This window comes from Marinimicrobium sp. UBA4509, from assembly GCF_002388575.1.
Taxonomy (GTDB): domain Bacteria; phylum Pseudomonadota; class Gammaproteobacteria; order Pseudomonadales; family Cellvibrionaceae; genus Marinimicrobium; species Marinimicrobium koreense.
Window position 1 is genome coordinate 23,732 of sequence record NZ_DGMV01000034.1, and the last position, 1,828, is coordinate 25,559.

At 57.4% G+C, this 1,828-nt stretch carries 2 protein-coding genes; both read left to right on the forward strand.

Features of this window, described 5'->3' with window-relative positions; all coding sequences use genetic code 11:
- Nucleotides 1-358, forward strand: a 358-nt coding sequence (locus tag B3520_RS04910; protein WP_286875536.1) for an ACT domain-containing protein, incomplete at its 5' end; no start/stop codon positions are given.
- Complete coding sequence (gene thrC, locus B3520_RS04915) at nt 355-1,752, forward strand: threonine synthase (RefSeq protein ID WP_123637169.1); 1,398 nt, start codon at nt 355-357, stop codon at nt 1,750-1,752. The genes B3520_RS04910 and thrC, both read left to right, overlap by 4 nt.
- Nucleotides 1,753-1,828: the final 76 nt, after the last annotated feature.

Below are 1,828 nucleotides of genomic sequence, written 5' to 3' on the forward strand. Positions count from 1 at the left end.
CACCCTGACCGCTGACCCCGAGCACCGGGTTCCCTACCTCGGCTTCCAGCAGGAACAGCTGCGCAGCGAACTGGAAATCGTGCCCATTGAAGAGGTCGAGACTGCTTACTATCTGCGTATGTCGGCTCTGGACAAACCCGGGGTGCTGTCGCAGGTTGCACAAATTCTGAGTGACTCCGGCATCAGTATCGAAGCCCTGATCCAGAAAGAGGCCGCGGACGAAGAAGAAATCGTTCCGTTGATTCTGTTGACCAACCGGGCCGTGGAAAAGCAACTGGTCGAGGCGATCATCAAGATCGAATCCCTGAGCTCCATCACCGGCCCGATTACCCGCATCCGTGTGGAGCCATTGAAGTGAAATACATCAGCACTCGGGGCCAGGCCCCGGCCCTCGATTTTGAAGACGTTGTCCTGACCGGGTTGGCGCCAGATGGCGGCCTGTATGTACCGGAAACGCTGCCGGAATTCAGCCAGGAAGAAATCGCCTCCTGGGCGGGCCTCTCCTACGAAGAGCTCGCGTTCAAAATTATGGCCCCGTTCGTTTCCGGTGCCGTATCCGATGCGGAACTCAAGCAGATCATCAGTGAGGCCTACAGCAGCTTCCGCCACGACGCCATTGCGCCTCTGGTGCAGACGGCGCACAACGAATGGATTCTGGAACTGTTCCAGGGTCCGACCCTGGCGTTCAAGGATTTCGCCCTTCAGTTCCTCGGCCACCTGCTCGATCACCTGCTGAAAAAGCGTCAGCAGAAAGTGGTGGTCATGGGGGCAACCTCCGGGGATACCGGATCGGCGGCGATTGAAGGCTGCCGCCGGTGCGACAATATCGATATTTACATTCTGCACCCCTACAAGCGGGTGTCGGATGTACAGCGCCGACAGATGACCACGGTGCTGGAAGATAACGTGCATAACATCGCGTTGGAAGGCAACTTTGACGATTGCCAGAATATGGTGAAAGCCAGTTTCGGCGATCAGTCATTTCTGCCCGAAGATCGTCAACTGGTGGCGGTCAATTCGATCAACTGGGCGCGCATCATGGCCCAGATCGTTTACTACTTTTACGCGGGTCTGGCGTTGGGCGCACCGGCACGTCCTATCTCTTTCTCGGTGCCTACGGGTAACTTCGGCGATATTTTTGCCGGTTATCTGGCCAAGCGCATGGGGCTGCCCATCGATCAGTTGGTGATCGCCACCAACAGCAACGATATTCTGCATCGCTGCCTGAGTGGCAATGATCACAGCAAGCAGCCGCTCCAGCATACCTTGTCGCCGAGCATGGATATCATGGTATCCAGTAACTTCGAGCGCATGTTGTTCGATCTGTACGATCGCGACGGTGACAAAATCCGTGGCCTGATGGAGGACTTCAAGTCCGGCGCCATGCATCTGGATGAGTCGGCGTTGTCGAAGGCGCGTGAGCTGTTCAGCAGTTACAAGGTGGATGATGATGTGATGCTGGAGGTGATTCGAGATGTGTTTGAGCGCACTGAATACCTGCTGGATCCGCATACGGCGATCGGTTTGAAGGCGGCCCGCGAAACGCGCCGTCGTCAGGATATTCCGATGGTCTGCCTGGCCACGGCCCATCCGGCGAAATTCCCGGAGGCGGTGCGCAAGGCCGGTCAGGATACCGATCCGGCGCTTCCACACCACATGGCGGACCTCTTCCAGCGCGAGGAGCGCTACGAAGTATTGGCCAACGACATCGGCACCGTACAGTCCTACATCGCCAAAAATTTGAAAGCGTAGGGCGCTCAAGCGGCCCGGATTGGGTGAAGTGAGCTCTTCACGCCCGGGCCGGAAAGGGGAAGCCCTTTCAAGACAC